The sequence below is a fragment of the Jhaorihella thermophila genome (genome assembly GCF_900108275.1).
Lineage (GTDB): Bacteria > Pseudomonadota > Alphaproteobacteria > Rhodobacterales > Rhodobacteraceae > Jhaorihella > Jhaorihella thermophila.
This window is the reverse complement of the sequence record NZ_FNVD01000001.1, coordinates 625,827-646,197: the sequence shown is the minus strand read 5'-3', so window position 1 is coordinate 646,197 and position 20,371 is coordinate 625,827. Positions and strand designations below refer to the sequence as shown.

General features: G+C 64.9%; 22 protein-coding genes. 19 read left to right on the top strand and 3 right to left on the bottom strand.

The features are described 5' to 3' along the window. Window positions 1-72 precede the first annotated feature (72 nt). The 15 genes from C4S70_RS03095 (at window position 73) to C4S70_RS03030 (ending at window position 13,543) form a co-directional block, all read left to right on the top strand. Window positions 73-1,206, top strand: a complete 1,134-nt coding sequence (locus C4S70_RS03095) for an ABC transporter ATP-binding protein (RefSeq protein WP_104006598.1) — start codon at window positions 73-75, stop codon at window positions 1,204-1,206. Beyond that, window positions 1,199-2,056, top strand: a complete 858-nt coding sequence (locus C4S70_RS03090; RefSeq protein ID WP_200822712.1) for an ABC transporter permease — start codon at window positions 1,199-1,201, stop codon at window positions 2,054-2,056. The genes C4S70_RS03095 and C4S70_RS03090 overlap by 8 nt, the downstream gene beginning before the upstream one ends. A gap of 255 nt (window positions 2,057-2,311) precedes the next feature. Beyond that, window positions 2,312-3,163, top strand: a complete 852-nt coding sequence (locus tag C4S70_RS03085; protein ID WP_104006596.1) for an ABC transporter permease — start codon at window positions 2,312-2,314, stop codon at window positions 3,161-3,163. An 84-nt stretch (window positions 3,164-3,247) separates the two neighbouring features. Continuing rightward, window positions 3,248-3,886 carry an ImuA family protein gene (locus C4S70_RS03080; RefSeq protein WP_104006595.1) on the top strand — a complete coding sequence of 213 codons (639 nt, stop codon included), beginning with the start codon at window positions 3,248-3,250 and terminating at the stop codon, window positions 3,884-3,886. Between the two features lie 36 nt (window positions 3,887-3,922). Continuing rightward, the gene (locus C4S70_RS03075) at window positions 3,923-5,146 is read left to right on the top strand and encodes an MFS transporter (protein WP_104006594.1); all 1,224 of its coding nucleotides are present in this window, start codon (window positions 3,923-3,925) and stop codon (window positions 5,144-5,146) included. A 92-nt stretch (window positions 5,147-5,238) separates the two neighbouring features. Next, window positions 5,239-6,114, top strand: coding sequence for a hypothetical protein (locus C4S70_RS03070; RefSeq protein ID WP_104006593.1), 876 nt, complete (start codon window positions 5,239-5,241; stop codon window positions 6,112-6,114). A 279-nt stretch (window positions 6,115-6,393) separates the two neighbouring features. Beyond that, a complete protein-coding gene (gene sdhC, locus C4S70_RS03065) occupies window positions 6,394-6,777 on the top strand; it encodes a succinate dehydrogenase, cytochrome b556 subunit (protein ID WP_104006592.1) in 384 nt (127 codons plus the stop codon). A gap of 12 nt (window positions 6,778-6,789) precedes the next feature. Beyond that, entirely contained in the window at window positions 6,790-7,167 is a 378-nt protein-coding gene (gene sdhD, locus C4S70_RS03060; RefSeq protein ID WP_104006591.1) for a succinate dehydrogenase, hydrophobic membrane anchor protein, read from the top strand. Between the two features lie 12 nt (window positions 7,168-7,179). After that, on the top strand, window positions 7,180-8,985 hold the full coding sequence (gene sdhA, locus C4S70_RS03055) for a succinate dehydrogenase flavoprotein subunit (protein ID WP_104006590.1): 1,806 nt from the start codon (window positions 7,180-7,182) through the stop codon (window positions 8,983-8,985). A gap of 92 nt (window positions 8,986-9,077) precedes the next feature. Beyond that, the gene (locus tag C4S70_RS03050; RefSeq protein ID WP_104006589.1) at window positions 9,078-9,890 is read left to right on the top strand and encodes a sulfotransferase family protein; all 813 of its coding nucleotides are present in this window, start codon (window positions 9,078-9,080) and stop codon (window positions 9,888-9,890) included. A 14-nt stretch (window positions 9,891-9,904) separates the two neighbouring features. Further along, window positions 9,905-10,687 (top strand): succinate dehydrogenase iron-sulfur subunit, encoded by a 783-nt coding sequence (locus C4S70_RS03045; protein ID WP_104006588.1) that lies wholly within the window; start codon window positions 9,905-9,907, stop codon window positions 10,685-10,687. A gap of 196 nt (window positions 10,688-10,883) precedes the next feature. Then, window positions 10,884-11,036, top strand: a complete 153-nt coding sequence (locus C4S70_RS18605) for a hypothetical protein (protein WP_160114838.1) — start codon at window positions 10,884-10,886, stop codon at window positions 11,034-11,036. Between the two features lie 72 nt (window positions 11,037-11,108). Continuing rightward, a complete protein-coding gene (locus tag C4S70_RS03040; protein WP_104006587.1) occupies window positions 11,109-11,300 on the top strand; it encodes a hypothetical protein in 192 nt (63 codons plus the stop codon). 161 nt (window positions 11,301-11,461) lie between these two features. Next, window positions 11,462-12,628, top strand: a complete 1,167-nt coding sequence (locus tag C4S70_RS03035; protein WP_200822711.1) for a type III PLP-dependent enzyme — start codon at window positions 11,462-11,464, stop codon at window positions 12,626-12,628. A gap of 60 nt (window positions 12,629-12,688) precedes the next feature. Next, window positions 12,689-13,543 (top strand): urea carboxylase-associated family protein, encoded by an 855-nt coding sequence (locus C4S70_RS03030; protein ID WP_104006585.1) that lies wholly within the window; start codon window positions 12,689-12,691, stop codon window positions 13,541-13,543. 108 nt (window positions 13,544-13,651) lie between these two features. On the opposite strand, the gene deoD is transcribed toward C4S70_RS03030, so the two are convergent. From deoD to C4S70_RS03015, 3 genes are all read right to left on the bottom strand, one after another. Then, the gene (deoD, locus tag C4S70_RS03025) at window positions 13,652-14,356 is read right to left on the bottom strand and encodes a purine-nucleoside phosphorylase (protein WP_104006584.1); all 705 of its coding nucleotides are present in this window, start codon (window positions 14,354-14,356) and stop codon (window positions 13,652-13,654) included. 35 nt (window positions 14,357-14,391) lie between these two features. Further along, window positions 14,392-14,703: an H-NS histone family protein gene (locus C4S70_RS03020; RefSeq protein ID WP_104006692.1), complete on the bottom strand. Its 312-nt coding sequence runs from the start codon at window positions 14,701-14,703 to the stop codon at window positions 14,392-14,394. A gap of 104 nt (window positions 14,704-14,807) precedes the next feature. Next, window positions 14,808-16,811: a protein meaA gene (locus C4S70_RS03015; protein ID WP_235003660.1), complete on the bottom strand. Its 2,004-nt coding sequence runs from the start codon at window positions 16,809-16,811 to the stop codon at window positions 14,808-14,810. Window positions 16,812-17,201: 390 nt separating this feature from the next. Here C4S70_RS03015 and ccrA point away from each other — a divergent pair, with 390 nt between their 5' ends. The 4 genes from ccrA to C4S70_RS02995 all read left to right on the top strand — a co-directional run bounded on the left by ccrA (window position 17,202) and on the right by C4S70_RS02995 (window position 20,332). Further along, window positions 17,202-18,494 carry a crotonyl-CoA carboxylase/reductase gene (gene ccrA, locus C4S70_RS03010; protein WP_104006690.1) on the top strand — a complete coding sequence of 431 codons (1,293 nt, stop codon included), beginning with the start codon at window positions 17,202-17,204 and terminating at the stop codon, window positions 18,492-18,494. 213 nt (window positions 18,495-18,707) lie between these two features. Then, complete coding sequence (locus tag C4S70_RS03005) at window positions 18,708-18,905, top strand: hypothetical protein (RefSeq protein ID WP_104006583.1); 198 nt, start codon at window positions 18,708-18,710, stop codon at window positions 18,903-18,905. Further along, window positions 18,862-19,581 (top strand): helix-turn-helix transcriptional regulator, encoded by a 720-nt coding sequence (locus C4S70_RS03000; RefSeq protein WP_104006582.1) that lies wholly within the window; start codon window positions 18,862-18,864, stop codon window positions 19,579-19,581. The genes C4S70_RS03005 and C4S70_RS03000 overlap by 44 nt, the downstream gene beginning before the upstream one ends. 79 nt (window positions 19,582-19,660) lie before the next feature. Beyond that, complete coding sequence (locus C4S70_RS02995; RefSeq protein ID WP_104006581.1) at window positions 19,661-20,332, top strand: acyl-homoserine-lactone synthase; 672 nt, start codon at window positions 19,661-19,663, stop codon at window positions 20,330-20,332. The last annotated feature ends 39 nt before the right edge of the window (window positions 20,333-20,371 follow it).

Below are 20,371 nucleotides of genomic sequence, written 5' to 3'. Positions count from 1 at the left end.
ACAAAAGCGCCGGCCCCCGCGCGGGGCCGGTCGCATGTTTTCCGTTTCGTCCACCAGCAGCAAGAGGCACCGATGGCCCCCGATCTGGAATGCGTGAGCCTGACCAAGCGGTTCGATGGCATGACCGCGGTTGACGACGTGTCCTTCTCGGTTGCGCCGGGGTCGTTCTTTTCGATCCTGGGTCCATCGGGCTGCGGTAAGACGACGATCATGCGGATGATCGCGGGGTTTCTGGACCCCTCCGCCGGCGACATCCGCATCAAGGGGCGGTCGGTGCTGAACGTGCCGCCCAACAAGCGGCCGGTGAACATGGTGTTTCAGCATCTGGCGCTGTTTCCGATGATGAACGTGGCCGACAATATCGGCTATGGCCTGCGCCGCGCCGGCCTGCCGAAGGCGGAGATCGCCCGCAAGGTGGACGAGGCGCTGGAAAGGATCGGTTTGCCGGGGATCGGCGCGCGCCGGGTGGACGAACTGAGCGGCGGGCAGAAGCAGCGCGTCGCCATCGCCCGCTGCATGGTGCTGGAGCCCGACGTGCTGCTTCTGGACGAACCGCTGGGCGCGCTGGACCTGAAGCTGCGCGAACACATGAAGATCGAGCTCAAGAAGCTGCAGGCCGAGTTCGACACCACCTTCGTCTACATCACCCACGACCAGTCCGAGGCGCTGGTGATGTCCGATCAGGTCGCGGTGATGAACCGGGGCCGGTTCGAACAGGTCGGCACGGCGCGGGATCTGTATTATCGGCCGGAAACCGCCTTTGTCGCCGGGTTCGTGGGTGATTCCAACCGCTGGCCCGGCCGGGTCGAACGTATCGAGGGCGAGACGCTGGCCCTGCGCACCGATGACGGGATGCTGATGCTGGGGGCGACCCACGGGCGGGCGCTGTCGGTGGGCGACCGGGTGCAGATGTTTGTCCGACCCGAGGCCATCCGGGTGGCCCGCGACGCGGCCGAACTGGCCCGGTTCGACAACCGCATCGAGGGCACCGTGACCAGCCTGCTGTTCAACGGCGCCGCCTCGCGCATTCTGGTGCGGCACGCGACCGGCGGCGGAGAGATCGAGGTCGCGCTGCCGCAGTCGGGCGAGTTTGCCGACCTGGGCGAGGGCGATCGAATCGTGGTCGGCTGGTCGGGCGCGCAGGGCAACTGTTTCCCGGCGACCGGCCAGGACGGCGCCCCCGATGCGGAGCGGTCCGATGCGTGAGGGAACCCGTCTTGGTTTCATCCTGTTGCTGACGCCGCTTCTGTTGTGGCTGTCGCTGCTCATACTGATCCCGCATGTGGACATGTTTCTGGTGTCGATCCGCGAACGGGTCGGGGTCGGCAAATATGACATCAGCCTGGCCAATTACCGCACCTTCTGGGGCGAGCCGCTGTATCTGTGGACCTTTGCCCGCACCGCGGTGATGTCGATCCTGGCCACGATCATCACCTTTCTGATCGCCTTTCCGGTCAGCTATTACATCGCCAAGATCGCCCGCGGGCGGCTGCAATCGGCGCTGTTTCTGGCCTGTCTGATCCCGTTCTGGGTGTCGGAACTGGTGCGCACCTTCGGCTGGATGATCCTGTTGCGGGAAACCGGCGTGTTCTCGGGGCTGCTGCAATGGCTGGGGCTGGCCGAGGGGCCGGTGGAGATGCTCTACAACGACGCCGCGATCATGGTCGGGCTGGTCTATACCTCGATGCTGTTCATGGTGGTGCCGCTGGTGACCACGCTGGAAAGCCTCGACGACGCGGTGATCGAGGCCGGCTATGACCTGGGCGGCAATGGCTGGTCGGTGCTGCGCGAAATCGTGCTGCCGCATGCCAAGCCGGGCATCGTGTCCGGCTCGATCGTGGTGTTCATGCTCAGCCTCGGCAATTACCTCACGCCGACAATGCTGGGCGGCAAGGACAGCCTGTGGTTCACCGAGCTGATCTATTCCCAGTTCATCGTGCGCTTCAACTGGGAGCTGGGCGCGGCTTTCGGCTTCATGCTGCTCTTGCTGTCGTCGCTGATCGTCTGGGGCATGTTGCGCCTGACCGGCGAGACGCTGGAAGAGACGATGGGTTAGGGGGATGGAACAGGATTTCGCTGCATTCCGACACCGGAACAACGGAAGGTTCCCGTCCGGCCCCGAGGGGGGGTGCCGCGACGTTGGCGGCGGCGTTTCTTCCGGGGGTCCGGGTCGGGCTGGTCCTGACGGTTGGAACAATTCGCGCCCGCCCTGGGGGGCGGGGTCGGGCGCGAACCGGATCGCAGGCGATCCGGGGGTAATGGGCGACCAATGTCGCGATTTGTCGGCTCGGGAGTTCGGGAGGTTGCCGCGATGATTCCGTCCATTCCCCAACCCCGCGCGCTGCGGCTTGTCTACGGGGCATATGTCACGCTGTTCTTCATCTATCTGGCGCTGCCGCTGACGGTGGTCGCGGTCTTTGCCTTCAACGACAGCCAGTTTCCTTCTCTGCCCTGGAACGGGTTCACCTGGAACTGGTTCTTCGGCGACGAACGTCCCATGATCGGCGTGTTCCACGAACGCCCCATCCTGCGCGCCATCGGCACCTCGGCATTTGTGGCGGTGATGGTGGTGATCCTGTCGGTGGCGGTGGGGTTGTCCAATGCTTTTCTGTTCAACCGCTATCAGTTCCGCGGCAAGAGCCTGCTTTATGTTCTGATGCTGCTGCCGCTGGTGATCCCCGGCATCGTGCTGGGCATCTCGATCCTGGTGTTTTCCTCCACGCTCGCCAACGGGCTGTGGGAGCTGGCAGGGCTCGACCTGCAGATCCTGCGGCCGGGGCTGTTTCTGGTGGTGCTGGGGCAGTTTTCCTTCATCGCCACGATCTCGACCCTGGTCATTTCGGCCCGGTTGCAGAAATTCGACCGGACACTGGAGGAGGCGGCGCTGAACCTGGGCGCCAGCCGCCTGACCGCGGTGCGCACGGTCACGGTGCCCTTTCTCATGCCGGCGATCGTGGGGGCGGCGGTGGTGGCGTTCCTGATGAGCTTCGAGAACTTCAACACCACCCTGATGCTGGTGGGATCGGACGCGCCGCTGACGATCGCCATGTTCGACCGGCTCAAGGAAGGCTCCACGCCGCTCTTGAACGCGGTGTCGCTGCTGCTGATGCTGGGGTCTTCGCTTCTGGCGCTGGTGATGATCCTGTTCCAGCGCCGGGGCTGAGCCGCGCGGTCCCGCCCTGGGGGGCAGGGCGGCGCGTTTGGGGCGTGTGTTGAGAACATAATGAGAACACGATAGGGTGATGCCATGACGAATCTGGCATCCCTTTCGATCCCTGACTCACTGCGTCCGGAGCAGGATCCGCCCGCCGGCATCGGCCTGCGGCCGGCCCGCGTGCACGAGGCCTGCGGGCCGGCGCGGCATGCGTTCGCGCTGTGGATGGCCGGGCAGGGGCAGGGCACGGTGCTGTGGATCGCGCCCGCTTGGGCGCCCGAGCGGTTGCACGCCGACGGGATGCGCCCGCTGGTCGATCCGGCGCGGTTTCTGTTCGTGCATCCCCGCCGCGCGCCCGATCTGTTGTGGTGCGCCGAAGAGGCGCTGCGCTCCGGGGCGGTGGGGCTGGTGGTGGCGGATCTTCCGGGATACCCGGCGCTGACTCCGGTGCGGCGGCTGCAGTTGGCGGCCGAATCCTCGGGCGCGGCGCCGGTGGGGCTGCTGCTGACGCCCGGCGAAGGCGGCGCCCGCGGGGTCGAGAGCCGCTGGCACATGGCCCCGGCGCATGAGGGGCGGCGCGCGCGCTGGTGGCTGGAGCGGCGACGCGCCCGCACCGCGCCGCCGCGCCGCTGGCTGGTCCGCCTGTCCCGCCACGCGGGCGGCGAAGACGGGCGCGCATGGCGGTTCGTGGCGGAAACCGCCCGAAGCGACATCGGAACGTCGAAAAGGTGATAGCTGCCCCGCGCGCCGGTGTCATGGTGCGAAACCATGCGCCTGATCATTTCCTTCACCGCCCTGTTCCTGTCGGTCATTCTGATGCAGCTGTCTTCGGGCGGGGTGGGGCCGCTGGACGCGCTGTCCGGCGTGCAGCTGGGCTTTACCACGACGCAGATCGGCCTTTTGGGGTCGGCGCATTTCCTGGGCTTTTTCATCGGCTGCTGGTGGGCGCCGCGCCTGATGGGCAGTGCCGGCCATTCGCGCAGCTTCGCCGCCTTTGCCGCAGTCGGCGCGATCGGTCTGATCGCGCATATGCTGGTGCTGGACGCTTACGCATGGGCGGTCATGCGCATGGCGACGGGGCTGAGCGTTGCGGGTGCCTACACGGTGATCGAGGCCTGGTTGCAGGCGAAGCTGACCAACGACATCCGCGCCCGCGCGATGGGCACCTATCGCGTCGTGGACATGAGCGGGTCGCTCGTGGCCCAGATGCTGATCGCGGTGCTGGAGCCGGCCAGCTACGTGTCCTACAACATCCTGGCGCTGCTGATCTGCCTGGCCCTGCTGCCGCTGACCCTGACCCGGATGCCGCAGCCGGAAACTCCCGCCGCGCCGCGTCTCAAGCCAATGATGGCGCTGGAGAAATCGCCGCTGGCCGCGGCCGGCGTGGTGGTGGCGGCGGTGTCCTCGGCGTCGTTCCGCATGGTGGGGCCGCTTTATGGGCGGGACGTGGGGCTGGGCGCCGATCAGATCGCCTGGTTTCTCAGCGCCTTCGTGCTGGGCGGCGCGGTGGCGCAGTTTCCGGTCGGTTGGCTGGCCGACAAGTTCGACCGGCGCTGGGTGCTGATCTGGCTGTCGGCGGCGGCGATTGCCAGTTGCGCCCTGACCGTGGGCGCGGCGGACCGCGGGACCGCGGCGATCATGGCGGCGGCGCTTGTCTTTGGCGTGACCACCTTTCCGATCTTTTCGGTCGCGTCGGCCCATGCCCACGACTTCGCCAAAAGCCGCGAACGGGTCGAGCTTTCGGCGGCGCTGATGTTCCTCTATGCCTTGGGGGCGATCGCGGCGCCCTGGCTGGCTTCGTTCCTGATCGGCGCTTGGGGGCATGCGGCCATGTTTGCCATGATCGGGTTGGCGCATCTGCTGTTGGCGGTGATCGGTTTCGCGCGCATGATGACCCGCCCCACGCCCGAGCGGCGCACCCGTTACGTCTATGCCCCGCGCACGACCTTCCTGATCGGCCGCCTTCTGGGACGTCAGAGAGAACGGAAGTGAGCGTTCGCCGGCGCGGGCCGATTTGACCTTGGCCGCCCAAGGCTTTAACCCGAGGGGAAACACTTCGTTGCCGCAGGGGTGGGCGGGCCAAAATGCAGATAGTCTTTCATGCCGGTGCGCATGTCACGGACGAAGATCGACTCCTGAAGTGCCTGTTGCGGGACCGCGACGCGCTGACGGCGCGGGGCGTTTCGGTGCCCGGCCCGCGCAGGTATCGGCCGCTGATCAAGAACGCCTTCGCAGCGATGGAAGAGGCCGAACCGGCCGAGGATGCCCGCGACGTTCTGATCGACGCGATCCTCGACGAGGAGATCGCCGACCGCGTTTTCCTGTCCAACGAACATTTTTTCGGGTCGCGCCGTTTCGCGGTGATCGACAATCAGTTCTACCCGCTGGCCGAACAGCGCCTGCGGCACCTGCGCAGCCTGTTCCCGCAGGACCAGATCGAGCTGTTCATGGCGATCCGCAACCCGGCGACCTTTGTGCCGGCGCTGTTGCGCGACGCCGCGCCCAGAACGGTCAGGACCGTCCTGGAAACCAGCGATCCGCGCGCCCTGCGCTGGTCGGACCTGTTCGTCCGGATCCGCGCGGCGGTGCCCGACGTGTCGATCACCGTCTGGTGCAACGAGGATACGCCGCTTATCTGGGGCCAGATCCTGCGCGAGGCGGCTGGGCTGGAGCCCACCGAAGAGGTGTCCGGCGCGCTGGATCTCATCGCCGAGATCATGAAGGAAAGCGGGTTCCGGCGTCTCCAGGACTATCTGGCCAAGGCGCCCCCCATGACCGAGGTGCATCGGCGCCGGGTCCTGGCCGCCTTTCTGGACAAGTATGCCCGCGAGGATGCCGTCGAAGAGGAACTGGATCTTGCGGGCTGGACCGAGGAGCTGGTGGAGGAGCTCACCGAGGACTACGACGACGACGTGGCGCGCATCCAGCACATCCCCGGCGTGAACCTGATCGCGCCGTGAAGGCGCCGGTCGCGCGGCGGTTCGCCGTCATCTTGGTCCGGCGGGTCGTGCCGTTGGCGGTGTGATCACTAATCGGCTCCGATCGTCTTTCGCTGGGGTGGCGAGTCGCCCATCGCCGCGAATTTTCCAGTTGTGTGATCGCAAAGGAGTGAATTGTGATCGCAAACCGACCAATTCTTCTTGGTGCGGCAAAAAAATCGTCGTGTTTTCGCTAACCGGGCCGTGACAGGGGCGCGAAAACAAGTAAAACCGATGCAGCCAAAGGGAAAGGGAGCCGCCATGGCAAGTCCAACTCCGCGTGAGCGTCCGCTCAGCCCGCATCTGCAAATCTATCGTCCGCAAATGACGTCGATTTCGTCGATCCTGATTCGGATCACGGGAAATGCGCTGATCGTCGGTGCGTTCCTGCTGGTCTGGTGGCTGCTCGCGGCAGCGACGTCCGAGGAGTATTTCAACTTCGTCGATGGCGTGATCACGTCCTGGTTCGGAGATATCGTGATGACCCTGTCGCTGCTGGGCATCTGGTATCACTATCTGGGTGGCCTGCGGCACCTGATCTTTGATGCCGGCCGCGCGCTGGAGGTCGAAACCGCCGAGAAGCTCGGCTGGGCCTGCATCATCGGGTCGGTCGTTCTGACCGTTCTCACGCTGCTCGTCATCTGAGGGAGGGAACCCATGCGTTATCTGACCGACCGCAAGCGGGCCGAGGGCCACGGGGCCGCCCATAGCGGCACCGGGCATCACTGGTACATGCAGGTGAGCGCCTTTGGTCTTGCGCTGATCGTGCCGACCTTCATCGTCATCTTCGGCCGCGCCCTGGGCAGCGGCTACGAAAATGTGATCGAAACGTTTTCGCATCCGATCCCGGCGATCGTCACGGGTCTGGTTCTGCTGGTGGGAATGCAGCATTTCCGCCGCGGCGCGCAGGTGATGATCGAGGACTACACCCGCAAATCCACCCGCAAGGTGCTGATCATGTGCGTGATCGTGCTGAGCTATGGCCTGACCGCGACCGGGCTTTATGCCCTGGGCAAGATCGCGCTCGGGCACTGAGGAACAGAACAGATGGCTGCATACGAATACGAAACGCATGACTATGATGTCGTGGTGGTCGGCGCCGGTGGCGCGGGGCTGCGCGCGACGCTGGGCATGGCCGAACAGGGTCTGCGCACCGCCTGCGTGACCAAGGTTTTCCCCACCCGGTCGCATACCGTGGCCGCGCAGGGGGGCATCGCCGCGTCCCTTGGCAACATGGGGCCCGACAACTGGCAGTGGCACATGTATGACACGGTCAAGGGGTCGGACTGGCTGGGCGACACGGATGCGATGGAATATCTCGCGCGCAACGCCCCGCAGGCGGTTTACGAGCTGGAACATTATGGCGTGCCCTTTTCGCGCACCGAAGAGGGCAAGATCTACCAGCGCCCCTTCGGCGGCCACACCACCGAGTTCGGCGAAGGTCCGCCGGTGCAGCGCACCTGCGCCGCCGCCGACCGCACCGGCCATGCGATCCTGCACACGCTCTATGGCCAGTCGCTGAAGAACAAGGCCGAGTTCTACATCGAGTATTTCGCCATCGACCTCATCATGTCCGAGGACGGGCAGTGCCAGGGCGTGGTGTGCTGGAAGCTCGATGACGGCACCTTCCACGTCTTCAACGCCAAGATGACGGTTCTGGCCACCGGCGGCTACGGCCGGGCCTATTTCAGCGCCACCAGCGCCCATACCTGCACCGGCGACGGCGGCGGCATGGTGGCGCGCGCGGGTCTTCCGCTGCAGGACATGGAGTTCGTGCAGTTCCACCCCACCGGCATCTACGGTTCGGGCTGTCTCATCACCGAGGGCGCCCGCGGCGAAGGCGGGTATCTGACCAATTCCGAAGGCGAACGCTTCATGGAGCGCTATGCGCCGCACTACAAGGATCTGGCGCCGCGCGACTATGTCAGCCGCTGCATGACGCTGGAGATCCGCGAAGGCCGCGGCGTCGGCAAGAACAAGGATCACATCCATCTGAACCTCAGCCATCTGCCGCCCGAGGTCCTGGCCGAGCGCCTGCCGGGCATCTCGGAATCGGCGCGCATCTTCGCCGGCGTGGACGTGACCAAGGAGCCGATCCCGGTGCTGCCCACGGTGCATTACAACATGGGCGGCATTCCCACCAACTATTGGGGCGAGGTTCTGAACCCGACCGAGGACGACCCCAACGCGGTGGTGCCGGGCCTGATGGCGGTGGGCGAGGCCGGCTGTGCCAGCGTGCACGGCGCGAACCGGCTGGGGTCGAACTCGCTGATCGACCTTGTGGTGTTCGGCCGCGCCGCCGCGATCCGCGCCGGGCAGGTGGTGGAGAAGGGCAAGCCCAACCCCGCCGCCAACCAGGCGTCGGTGGACAAGGCGTTCGACCGCTTCGACCGGCTGCGTCATGCCGACGGGACCGTTCCGACCGCCGAATTGCGGCTCGAGATGCAGAAGACGATGCAGGAAGACGCCGCCGTGTTCCGCACCGCCGAGACGCTGCAGCAGGGGGTCAAGCGGATGGCGGCCGTGGCGGGCAAGCTGGACGATCTGAAGGTCACCGACCGGTCTCTGGTCTGGAACAGCGACCTGATGGAGACGCTGGAGCTGACCAACCTGATGCCGAACGCGCTGGCCACGATCAACGGGGCCGAGGCGCGCCACGAATCGCGCGGGGCGCATGCGCGCGAGGACTTCCCCAAGCGCGACGATGAGAACTGGCGCGTCCATACCATTGCGCGCGTCGACGGCGCCAAGGTCACGCTCAGCTATCGCCCGGTTATCACCGAGCCGCTGACGCCCGAGGAACAGGGCGGCATCAAGCTCGAGAAGATCGCGCCCAAGGAACGGACCTTCTGAGTCATGCTTGGGGCGGTCGGTGTACAGATCGCATCGGAGCGGCCGGTTTCGGGCCGCTTCGGCGCGGCGACCGGCCAAGGCAGGGGCGCGCGATGAGCGCGGCGCCCCGTATCCTGTGCGTCGGCACGCATCACAAGACGGGTACCGTCTGGATGCGGCGGGTCTGGCGCGAGATCGCGCAGGCGCTGGACATCCCGTTTCAGCCCGTGCACCGCCCCGAGAAGTGGGCGGAAAAGCTGCCCGCGCAGGGACGGGTGATCGTGCCCAACTGGGGCGGGCGGTTCGCGCCGGACCTGTGGGAGCGCGAGGACGCCCGGTTCCTGCATGTGATCCGCGACCCGCGCGACGTGCTGCTGTCGGGCGCGCGCTATCACGACAGCACCAGCGCTCCGACCGAAAAATGGCTCTACCGTCCAGACCCCAAGCTGGGTGGCAAGAGCTACCAGCAGTACATGCGGTCGCTTGCACGGCCCGAGGACAAGCTGGCCTTTGAAATGCAGGGCATGCATCTGAAAACCCTGACCGAGATGCTGGCTTGGCCCTATGGCCACGCACGGGCCTTCGACATCCGTTATGAAGATCTAATCGTGGATACCGATTGCACGCTGTTTTCCAAAGCGTTGCGGTTCATGGGGTTCGATGAGGACGAAGTGGAAACCGGCGCGCGCATCTTCTACGAGAACTCGATCTTCGGCGGGCTGGCCGACAATCCCGATGAGGGGCGCACCCGGACCCATGTCAAGTCGGGCAAGCCCGCGCAATGGGTGACCAATCTGCCGGTGGAGACCGCGGAACTGTATCTTCGGCGGCACGGGGCGGATCTGATCGCGTTGGGATACGAAACGGACGAAACCTGGCTGGGGCGTCTGGCGCCCGGCTCCGAACTTGCCGAAACGGGCAACTGAAAAGGAAGACGACAATGGTGCAGTTAACGCTCCCGAAGAATTCCAAGATCGTCACTGGCAAGACCTGGCCAAAGCCCGAGGGCGGGACCAATCTGCGCCAGTTCCAGATCTACCGATGGAATCCCGATGACGGCCAGAACCCGCGGGTGGATACCTATTTCGTGGATCTCGACGACTGCGGCCCGATGATCCTGGACGCGCTGCTCTACATCAAGAACAAGATCGATCCGACCCTGACTTTCCGCCGGTCCTGCCGCGAAGGCATCTGCGGTTCCTGCGCGATGAATATCGACGGAATCAACACGCTGGCCTGCATCTACGGCATCGACGAGGTCAGGAAGGACGTGGTCAAGATCTATCCGCTGCCGCACATGGCGGTGGTCAAGGATCTGGTGCCCGATCTCAACCATTTCTACGCCCAGCATGCCAGCATCATGCCCTGGCTGGAAACCAAGACGCCCGCGCCGCAGAAGGAATGGCGCCAGTCGATCGAGGACCGCAAGAAGCTGGACGGGCTTTATGAATGCGTGATGTGCGCGTCCTGCTCGACCTCGTGCCCCAGTTACTGGTGGAACTCGGACCGCTATCTCGGTCCGGCGGCGCTGCTGCATGCCTATCGCTGGATCATCGACAGCCGGGACGAGGCGACGGGCGAGCGGCTGGACGATTTGGAGGATCCGTTCAAGCTCTATCGCTGCCACACGATCATGAACTGCGCCAAGACCTGCCCCAAGGGGCTGAACCCGGCCAAGGCCATCGCCAAGATCAAGCACATGATGGTGGAACGCCAGCTCTGACCGCCTTGCTCCGGTCAGGACAGGATCGACCGCCCGCGGCAGACCGCGGGCGGTTTTTCCTTTTGGACTGAGCTGTTAAGTGGCGAAAGTCATGTCTTGCCGGCATGACCGGTTTGCCGATCGGGCGGATGCAACCGGATGCGCAGGGTGGTAGAAAGGACATCTGGGAGGAGACCGACAAACCCAGGAGATCGCCATGATCAGCATCTCGATTCTTCCCCTCAAGGACACCGAGGAGGCTCTGAAGGCGCTGGAAAGGGCCTGGAGCTATTACGACGCATCCGAGCCCGAGCGCGTCGCACCGCGTCCGCCGGAACAGCAAGAACCGCGCGAACCCGAAGCGGCCTGATCGCGCAAGGCGTGGTAAATCCGGCGCGGATCGGTTAGCCACGGCGTGACTCACTGACCGAGGACGCCGGATTTGCCGCTGCTTCTTCTGATCCTTTTCATTGGCGTGTTGGCCTATTTCATCTGGCGGCACAACGCGACGACACTGACCCGTAACTGCCGCTGGCGCGAGGATCGCGCGCGCGGCGTCTGGCGCTGTGCCTTTTGCGGGGCGGAAACGCAGAGCCGGGACGCCCCGCGCGATTGTCTGCGCGATCGGCGCTGAAAAGGGCTTGATCGACTCGCGGCGCGATGCCATATGCCGCGTCCAAGACGCCAACGCACGCGCCTCTGTCGAAGGGGGACCGCCCCCATGGTTACGCAGCGACGGTAACGTCTCCGCTCGTATTTCGCCCCGATCGGGGCCGGATCCTGATGGAGATGGCCATGAACGCCTTCGTGACCGGCGCGCCCGCCGAGGCCGCCCCGCTTTCCCGCATCGAATCCCATATCTGGCGCAACCGGTTCGACCGGCCGACGCTGGTGCTTGACCCCTCCGTCGTGGCGGACAACTACCGCGCGCTCAAGGCCGGGCTGGGCCGGGCGCGGATCCACTACGCGGTCAAGGCCAATCCCGCGCCGGGGATCATCGACGCGCTGGTGGCCGAAGGCGCGCATTTCGACGCCGCCAGCCGGGCCGAGATCGAACTGTGCCTGAACCATGGCGCGACGCCCGATCGGATTTCCTTTGGCAACACGATCAAGCGGCCCGAGGACATCGCATTCGCGCATGCGGCCGGGATCGACCTGTTCGCGGCGGATGCCGAGGAAGAACTACAGAAGATCGCGGCCCACGCGCCCGGCGCGCGGGTCTGTCTGCGCCTTCTGGTCGAATCGACCTCTGCCGACTGGCCGCTGTCGCGCAAGTTCGGCTGCGCCTCCGACCGCGCCCTGCCGCTGTTGACCCTGGCGCGCGATCTCGGTCTGCATCCGGTCGGACTCAGCTTTCACGTCGGCTCCCAGACCCGTCGCGCGGCGATGTGGGCGCCGGTTCTGGGCCGCGTGGCGCAGGTCTGGCATGCCGCCCGGGCGGCCGGGCACGACCTGCGGCTTCTGAACATCGGGGGCGGCTTCCCGGCCTTCTACGGCGCGCCGATCGAGCCGTCCACGCGCTATGCCGCGCAGGTCATGCGCATGGTGCGCGGCCGCTTCGGCGATGTGCCCGAAATCATGGCAGAGCCGGGCAGGGGGCTGGTCGCCGATGCCGGCGCCATTGCGGCCCAGGTTCTGCTTGTGGCGCGCAAGTCCGACCGCGATCTGCACCGCTGGGTCTATCTGGACATCGGCAAGTTCTCGGGGCTTGCCGAAACCATGGACGAAGCGATCCGCTACCAGTTCGCAACGCTCAAGGACGGCGAACCGACCGGCCCCTGCGTGCTGGCCGGACCGTCCTGCGACAGCGCCGACGTGATGTATGAACGCCACCCTGTGCAGCTGCCTCTGGGGCTTGCCGCCGGCGACCGGGTTCTGATCCGCAACTGCGGCGCCTATACCTCCACCTACGCCTCGGTCGGCTTCAACGGCTTTCCCCCGCTCGATGTGGTCGAGCTCTGACGGGGCTTCCCAACCGGCGCGTTTCTCTCCACTCTGACGAAAACAGAAGAGAGTTGCTCCATGCCACACAGGCCGCCCCCCGACGCCGATGCCCGCCGCGCCATACGGCCGGTGATCTGCTACCCGACCGCCGCGCTGCCGCAGCCGCCTCTGAACCTGTATCGCCAGGCGCGCGCGACGGCGGACAAGACCGGTGAAACCATCGTTGCCCCGCGCGAGGCGGCCTGTTTCGAGGTGCCCGCCGGCCATTTCTTCCGCATCGCCAGCATCGAGGGGCCGCAGGTGGGCGATCTCAACCTGTGGAACCTGAACGACCTGTCCGAACGGTTCTATTCCGGAAAGACGCGCGCCCTGCATGGCACGCATCTGACCACCGGCGACCGGATGTGGAGCAGCTTTCCCACCCTGCGCCCGATGGCCACGATCGTCGAGGATACGCTGGACTGGTACGGGATCGACGACTACGGCGGGTCGGTCCACGACGTGATCGGCACCCGTTGCGACCCCTACACGGGCAACCTGCTGTCGGGCACCCAATACCACCACTGCTGCCATTCGAACCTCACCCGCGCGCTGGCCGACCATACCGGCCTGCCGCTGCACGCGGCCGAACCCCACATTCACGACGTGTTGAACGTCTTCATGTGCACGGGCTTCACCCGCGATACGGGGCAGTATTTCATGAAGGCCAGCCCGGCGCGCCCCGGCGACTACATCGAATTCTTTGCGGAAATCGACCTGCTCGGCGCGCTCAGCGCCTGTCCGGGCGGAGACTGCTCTTCTGAACATTCCAGCGATGCCGCCATGTGCCACCCGCTGCTGGTAGAAATCTACACGCCCCGGGACGGCGCGCTGGACGGATGGGAGCCGCCCGCCACCAACGGCTACGACCGAACCCACGGCCGGCAGGCCTAGCGAAATCCCGCCATTCCTTCATCTTGCGTGAAATACTCCGGGGGAGTCCGCGCCATGGCGCGGGCGGGGGCAGCGCCCCCGAGCCGCCTGTCCACCCGCGCTGCGATTTCAGGCGAACGCCGCCTCCAGTGCGATCTCCACCATGTCGGCAAAGCTGCGTTCGCGATCCGCCGACGACAGCGCCTCGCCAGTCAACAGGTGGTCCGACACGGTCAGCACCGCCAGCGCCCTGCAGCCGTGCCGTGCCGCAACCGCATAAAGCTCGGCCGCCTCCATCTCGACGCCCAGGATACCGTGCCGCACCATCTGCTCGTTCAGGTCGGGGCGTTCGTCATAGAACACGTCCGAGGAATAGATCCCGCCCACATGGGTCGGCGTGCCCTTCGCCTCGGCCGCCCGAACCGCCGCCTGCAGCAGAGACCAGTCGGCGCAGGGCGCGAAATTCAATTCGCGAAAAATGCCCCTGGACGGCGTGCTAATAGATGAGGCGGTCATGGCAATGACGAGATCGCGCAGCCTGACCTTTTCCTGCATGCCCCCGCAGGATCCGATCCGGATCAGCGTTTTCGCGCCGTAATCGCGGATCAGTTCGTTGGCGTAAATCGACAGCGACGGCATCCCCATGCCGCTGCCCTGAATGGTGACCGGATTGCCTTTCCAGCTGCCGGTGAATCCCAGCATGCCCCGCACTTCATTCACGAGGCGAGGCTTTTCCAGAAAGGTTTCCGCTGCCCATTTCGCGCGATACGGATCGCCGGGCATGAGAACGGTTTCTGCAATTTCGCCCGGTGCAGCGCCAATGTGGATTGTCATGTCTCTTCACCGCCTTGGGAAATTTCCCGGCCTTGTCAGGCTTCGAGGTCGGTGATGTCAAGCCCCCGCGCCAGTGCTTCGTGCACCCAGGCCGGCTTGCGGCCGCGTCCGCTCCATGTCTGCGCGGGGTTGTCGGGATTGCGATACTTTATTTTCGCGCCGGACGATTTCGGCTTTCCACCCCCCGTTATTTCATCCAGCGAAAATCCGTATTTCGCCGCAGCCGCTTCGGCCTCTTTCCGTGCCGCTTCGCGTTCCCGGCGCTCGGCCGCGGCCAGCGCCTTTTCGAGATCCCGCTGAAGCGCCAGCAATTCCTTTCGCGACATCTGCTCGAGGTTGATGGCCATTTTCTTCTCCTGTTGCCCCGCGGCGCGAAAGACGCCGCGCAAGAAACATAAAGGAAAACCGGACGCTTTTCAGCTTCAATTCCGTTTCGCGGGCATTTTATCGCCTATTGCGCGGCAATTTCCCTTGGATCCGCCAATGCCACGATATCGCGCATTATCGTGTTCAGCTCGAAATCCTTGGGCGTGTAAACACGCGCCACCCCCATTTCCAGAAGCCGCCGCGCATCCTCGTCGGGGATGATGCCGCCCACGATCACCGGCACATCGCCAAGCCCGGCGTTGCGCATTCGCTCCATCACCTCCTGCACCAGTGGCAGGTGGCTGCCCGACAGGATCGACAGCCCCACCACATGGGCCTGCTCTTCCTGCACCTTTTCCACGATCTCCTGCGGGGTCAGGCGGATGCCGTCATAGGTGATGTCCATCCCGCAGTCGCGGGCGCGAAAGGCGATTTGTTCGGCGCCGTTGGAATGGCCGTCCAGCCCCGGCTTGCCGACAAGGAATTTCAGCCGTCGGCCCAGCCGGTCGCTGACCGCGTCCACCATGGCGCGCAGATCGTCCAGACCTTCGGTCTTGTTCGACACCGACCGCGACACGCCGGTGGGCCCGCGATAGGTGCCGTGGACCTGGCGCATCACTTCGGCCCATTCGCCGGTGGTCACGCCGGCCCTGGCCGCCGCGATCGAGGGCGGCATGACGTTTTCGCCCCTGGCCGCCGCCTCGCGCAGCGCCGCCAGCGCGGCCTGCACGGCGCTGTCGTCGCGCTCGGCCCGCCAGGCATTCAGGCGCGCGATCTGCTCTTTCTCCACCGCCGGATCGACGACCATGATCCCGCCGTCCTCGCTCGTCAGAGGCGAGGGTTCGGTGGTGGTGAACTTGTTTACGCCGACGACGATGGTTTCACCGGATTCGATACGGTTCAGCCGCTGGGCATTCGACTCCACCAGCCGCGCCTTCATGTAGTCGATTGCGGCCACCGCGCCGCCCATGCCGTCGATCGTGGCCAGTTCGTGCCGCGCGCCTTCCTTCAGCTCTTCGACCTTGCGTTCGACCGCCGGGTTGCCGTCAAAGAGGTCGTCATATTCCAGAAGGTCCGTTTCATAGGCCAGGATCTGCTGCATCCGCATCGACCATTGCTGATCCCAGGGGCGCGGCAGGCCGAGCGCCTCGTTCCAGGCGGGCAGTTGCACCGCGCGGGCGCGAGCCTTCTTCGACAACGTCACCGCCAACATCTCGATCAGGATGCGATAGACGTTGTTTTCCGGCTGCTGCTCGGTCAGGCCAAGGCTGTTCACCTGCACGCCATAGCGGAAACGGCGGTATTTCGGATTGTCCACGCCATATCGGGTTTCCAGGATCTCGTCCCAGAGATCGACAAAGGCGCGCATCTTGCACATCTCGGTCACGAAGCGGATGCCCGCATTGACGAAGAACGAAATCCGCCCGCACATGGCCGGGAAATCCTCGGCCGGGACGCGCGGGCGCAATTCGTCCAGCACCGCGATGCCGGTGGCCAGCGCGTAAGCCAGCTCCTGCTCGGGCGTGGCGCCGGCCTCTTGCAGGTGGTAGGAACACACGTTCATCGGGTTCCATTTCGGGATGTTGCGATAGCAGTATTCCGCCACATCCGCGATCATCTTCAGCGACGGTTTCGGCGGGCAGACATAGGTGCCGCGGCTGAGATATTCCTTGATCAGGTCGTTCTGCACCGTGCCCTGCAGTTTCGAGATGTCCGCGCCCTGTTCCTCGGCCACCGCGACATAGAGCGCCAGCAACCACGGCGCGGTCGCGTTGATCGTCATCGAGGTGTTCATCTGCTCCAGCGGGATCTGGTCGAACAGAGCCCGCATGTCGCCCAGGTGGCAGACCGGCACGCCGACCTTGCCGACCTCGCCCCGCGCCAGAACGTGGTCGGAGTCATACCCCGTCTGCGTCGGCAGGTCGAACGCCACCGACAGCCCGGTCTGTCCCTTTTCCAGGTTGCGCCGATAAAGCGCGTTCGAGGCCTTGGCCGTGGAATGGCCGGCATAGGTGCGGATCAGCCAGGGACGATCGGCTTGACGATCGGCCGATCCGGTCATGCGGTCTTTCTTTGGGGCTTCGGTCATCGGCGCGGACTCCTGAAGGTAATTTAGTTGCGTCAGCGGCCCCGTGGGCGCAACAAGGTAATAATCACGTTTTCTGCGACGCGGCAAGAGCCGCCGCGTCCACGATCGGTTCAATCCGGCGCGGCCTGCGGTCTGACGTAACGGCACGGGATCGGCGCGCGGGCGTCCAAAAGTTCCGCAATGCAGGGCCGTTCGACCTGTTTCGGTGGCGAAGCGGACGACTGCGGTGCCAAGTTTCTTCTGCGCGCGCAAAGAGGTTTCTGCGATTGCTGGGTTATAAAATTTCAAAATGTGACGATTGGATGTTGCATTGTTGCGCGGAGATTCATATTCCCTCTGGCAGGACCGCGATTCTGCGTCGCGGCAAGACCCATGACCAAGGAGGCCGAGATGGCACTGGACACCGACGGCGGCATTGCACCCTACGAGGCGCCGGAGAAGGATCTTTACGAGATGGGGGAAATCCCCCCGCTGGGTTACGTCCCGAAGAAAATGTACGCTTGGGCGATCCGCAAGGAGCGTCACGGCGAACCCGACAAGGCGATGCAGCTCGAAGTCGTGGACGTGCCCGCGCTCGACAGCCACGAGGTTCTGGTTCTGGTGATGGCGGCGGGCGTCAACTACAACGGCGTGTGGGCTGCGCTTGGCACGCCGATCAGCCCGTTCGACGGCCACAAGGCGCCGTATCACATCGCCGGTTCGGACGCCTCGGGCATTGTCTGGGCCGTGGGCGACAAGGTAAAGAACTGGAAGGTGGGCGACGAGGTCGTCATCCACTGCAACCAGGACGACGGCGACGACGAGGAATGCAATGGCGGCGACCCGATGTATTCGCCCAGCCAGCGCATCTGGGGCTACGAGACGCCGGACGGGTCGTTCGCGCAGTTCACCAACGTGCAGGCGCAGCAGTTGATGCCGCGCCCGAAGCATCTGACCTGGGAGGAATCGGCCTGCTACACGCTGACCCTGGCCACCGCCTATCGGATGCTGTTCGGGCATCACCCGCATGAGCTCAAGCCCGGCATGAACGTGCTGGTCTGGGGCGCCTCAGGGGGGCTGGGGTCCTATGCGATCCAGCTGGTCAACACCGCCGGCGCCAACGCCATTGGCGTGATCTCGGACGAAGACAAGCGCGAGTTCGTCATGAACCTGGGCGCCAAAGGCGTCATCAACCGCAAGGACTTCAACTGCTGGGGTCAGCTGCCCAAGGTGAATTCCGACGAATGGAAGGCCTGGTTCGCCGAGGTGCGCAAGTTCGGCAAGGCGATCTGGAACATCACCGGCAAGGGGGTGAACCCCGACATCGTGTTCGAACATCCCGGAGAGTCGACCTTCCCGGTCTCGACCTTCGTGGTCAAGAAGGGCGGCATGGTGGTGATCTGCGCCGGTACCACCGGCTACAACCTGACCATGGATGCCCGTTACGTCTGGATGCACCAGAAGCGGATTCAGGGCAGCCACTTCGCCCATCTCAAGCAGGCCGCCGCCGCCAACCGCCTGATGATCGAACGGCGGCTGGATCCCTGCATGTCCGAAGTGTTCAGCTGGGAGGATCTGCCCCAGGCGCACATGAAGATGCTGCGCAACGAGCACAAGCCGGGCAACATGTCGGTGCTGGTTCAGGCGCCGCGCACCGGGTTGCGCACTTTCGAGGACGTGCTGGAGGCCGGCCCCAAGGGCTGATCGCCTTTGACGCGACTGCGACGGGACCCGCGACTCACCGGCCGGTGGCGCGGGTCCTTTTGCGTGCCGTGCGGTCGGGACATGTGATCTCAATGATTTGCCAGGGGGCACCTCGCCGGAATTGGGGAGTAGAAATCGGCGAATACCCCCCGAAAAAAGCACATGCTAAGGTTGTGTTAACCGTTCGTTAACCGTTGGAGGGCGAATCTGGCAATGCGGAATGACTGGATACTGGACGTTCTGGCGGATCTGAAGAATTTTGCCTCGGCCAACGGGCTTCCGGCTCTGGCCGAGCAGTTGGGCGACACCACGCTGGTCGCGGCGGCGGAGATCGCATCGCGGCACCTTGAGGAGACGGGCGGACGTGTTGAAACGGGCGGTGAATCTGGACCGGGTGCTAGAGGATATTGATGCCGCCACCGCGCTTGAGGATTTGCAGGGCGTGATCGAGCGGCTCCGCGATGCGTTCGGCGTCGATCACATGGTCTATCACTGGGTGGATGCGGGGGGCGACCAATACGGCTGTGGCACCTATTCCGACGCCTGGGTCGAACGCTATCTCTGCCGCAACTACCTGCGTATAGATCCGGTCATAACCGGCTGTTACCAAAGGTTTCACCCGGTGGACTGGAAACGGCTCGACTGGTCGTCGAAACCCGCCAGGGCCTTTTTCCGCGACGCGCTGGAGCACGGCGTCGGAAATCAGGGCTACTCCATTCCGATCCGGGGGCCCAACGGCCAGTTCGCCCTGTTCACGGCCAGCCACAATGGCGACGATGACAGCTGGTCCGCCTTCACCCGGTCCAGTGGCCGCGACCTGATCCTCATCGCCCACAGCTTTCACGGCAAGGCGATGGAGTTCCAGCCCGACCGCCAGTCCGACCAAGCCCGCGCCCTGTCCCCGCGCGAGGTGGACGCCATGACCCTGCTGGCGATGGGCTACAGCCGCGCCCAGGTCGCCAAGACACTGGAAATCTCGGAACACACATTGCGGGTCTATATCGAAAGCGCCCGGTTCAAGCTGGGCGCCCTGAACACGACCCACGCCATCGCCCGTGCCATCAGCCGCGGGCTGATCGTTGTCTGAGCACCGCGCGCAACCCTGAGCCGCCGTTAACCCTTGTTGCCCTAGCCCTGTCCACCTCGGAACAAGGGGGAACAGGGCAATGCTGCGTTATCTCTATGCCAGTCAACTGGACGATTACCCGCTGCTTGCGGACACGATGTTCCGCGATCGCGCCGACCAGTTTCGCACGCGCCTGGGCTGGGATGTCACGGTGAATGCGGAGGGGCACGAACGGGACGAATACGACGACCTCGATCCGCTCTACGTGATCTGGGAATGCCCTGACGGACGGCACGGCGGCTCGATGCGGTTTCTTCCTACCGCCGGGCCGGTCATGGTCAATGACGTCTTCGGCCATCTCACCGGTGGTGCGCCGATTCGCGACCCGTCGATCTGGGAATGCACCCGCTTCTGCCTCGCCCGGCACGCGAAATCGAACGTGGCGGCGGCGCTGATGCTGGGCGGGGGCGAGATCATGCGGGGCTTTGGCATCCGCCACTTCGTCGGGGTGTTCGATGCCCGTATGGTGCGGATCTACCGCGCAATCGGTGCCTCGCCCAAGGTGCTCGGCAGCGAAGGCGAAGGCCGCGACCGCATCAGCGTCGGTCTGTGGTCCTTTTCGCCTCAGGCCCGCGACCGCGTGGCACGCCGCGCCGGCATTTCACCGGACCTTTCCCGGATCTGGTTCCACAGCGCGGTCCGGCAACATCGGGCGGCACTGGCGCACCCGTCGCGGTCCGAGTCGGTTGCCTTGCGCCGTCATCTTGCCTGAAATGCTCTGGGCGACGCCATCGGAGCGCCATTGATCCGA

Excerpts from the sequence above, each read along its gene's own strand:
- C4S70_RS03035 (WP_200822711.1), top strand. The coding sequence starts at position 11,462 with ATGAACGCCTTCGTGACCGGCGCGCCCGCCGAGGCCGCCCCGCTTTCC.
- C4S70_RS03015 (WP_235003660.1), bottom strand. The coding sequence starts at position 16,811 with ATGACCGAAGCCCCAAAGAAAGACCGCATGACCGGATCGGCCGATCGT.
- C4S70_RS03045 (WP_104006588.1), top strand. The coding sequence starts at position 9,905 with ATGGTGCAGTTAACGCTCCCGAAGAATTCCAAGATCGTCACTGGCAAG.
- C4S70_RS03020 (WP_104006692.1), bottom strand. The coding sequence starts at position 14,703 with ATGGCCATCAACCTCGAGCAGATGTCGCGAAAGGAATTGCTGGCGCTT.
- C4S70_RS02995 (WP_104006581.1), top strand. The coding sequence starts at position 19,661 with ATGCTGCGTTATCTCTATGCCAGTCAACTGGACGATTACCCGCTGCTT.
- C4S70_RS03005 (WP_104006583.1), top strand. The coding sequence starts at position 18,708 with ATGCGGAATGACTGGATACTGGACGTTCTGGCGGATCTGAAGAATTTT.
- deoD (WP_104006584.1), bottom strand. The coding sequence starts at position 14,356 with ATGACAATCCACATTGGCGCTGCACCGGGCGAAATTGCAGAAACCGTT.
- ccrA (WP_104006690.1), top strand. The coding sequence starts at position 17,202 with ATGGCACTGGACACCGACGGCGGCATTGCACCCTACGAGGCGCCGGAG.
- C4S70_RS03090 (WP_200822712.1), top strand. The coding sequence starts at position 1,199 with ATGCGTGAGGGAACCCGTCTTGGTTTCATCCTGTTGCTGACGCCGCTT.
- C4S70_RS18605 (WP_160114838.1), top strand. The coding sequence starts at position 10,884 with ATGATCAGCATCTCGATTCTTCCCCTCAAGGACACCGAGGAGGCTCTG.
- C4S70_RS03075 (WP_104006594.1), top strand. The coding sequence starts at position 3,923 with ATGCGCCTGATCATTTCCTTCACCGCCCTGTTCCTGTCGGTCATTCTG.
- C4S70_RS03095 (WP_104006598.1), top strand. The coding sequence starts at position 73 with ATGGCCCCCGATCTGGAATGCGTGAGCCTGACCAAGCGGTTCGATGGC.
- sdhA (WP_104006590.1), top strand. The coding sequence starts at position 7,180 with ATGGCTGCATACGAATACGAAACGCATGACTATGATGTCGTGGTGGTC.
- sdhD (WP_104006591.1), top strand. The coding sequence starts at position 6,790 with ATGCGTTATCTGACCGACCGCAAGCGGGCCGAGGGCCACGGGGCCGCC.
- C4S70_RS03050 (WP_104006589.1), top strand. The coding sequence starts at position 9,078 with ATGAGCGCGGCGCCCCGTATCCTGTGCGTCGGCACGCATCACAAGACG.
- C4S70_RS03080 (WP_104006595.1), top strand. The coding sequence starts at position 3,248 with ATGACGAATCTGGCATCCCTTTCGATCCCTGACTCACTGCGTCCGGAG.
- sdhC (WP_104006592.1), top strand. The coding sequence starts at position 6,394 with ATGGCAAGTCCAACTCCGCGTGAGCGTCCGCTCAGCCCGCATCTGCAA.
- C4S70_RS03030 (WP_104006585.1), top strand. The coding sequence starts at position 12,689 with ATGCCACACAGGCCGCCCCCCGACGCCGATGCCCGCCGCGCCATACGG.
- C4S70_RS03085 (WP_104006596.1), top strand. The coding sequence starts at position 2,312 with ATGATTCCGTCCATTCCCCAACCCCGCGCGCTGCGGCTTGTCTACGGG.
- C4S70_RS03070 (WP_104006593.1), top strand. The coding sequence starts at position 5,239 with ATGCAGATAGTCTTTCATGCCGGTGCGCATGTCACGGACGAAGATCGA.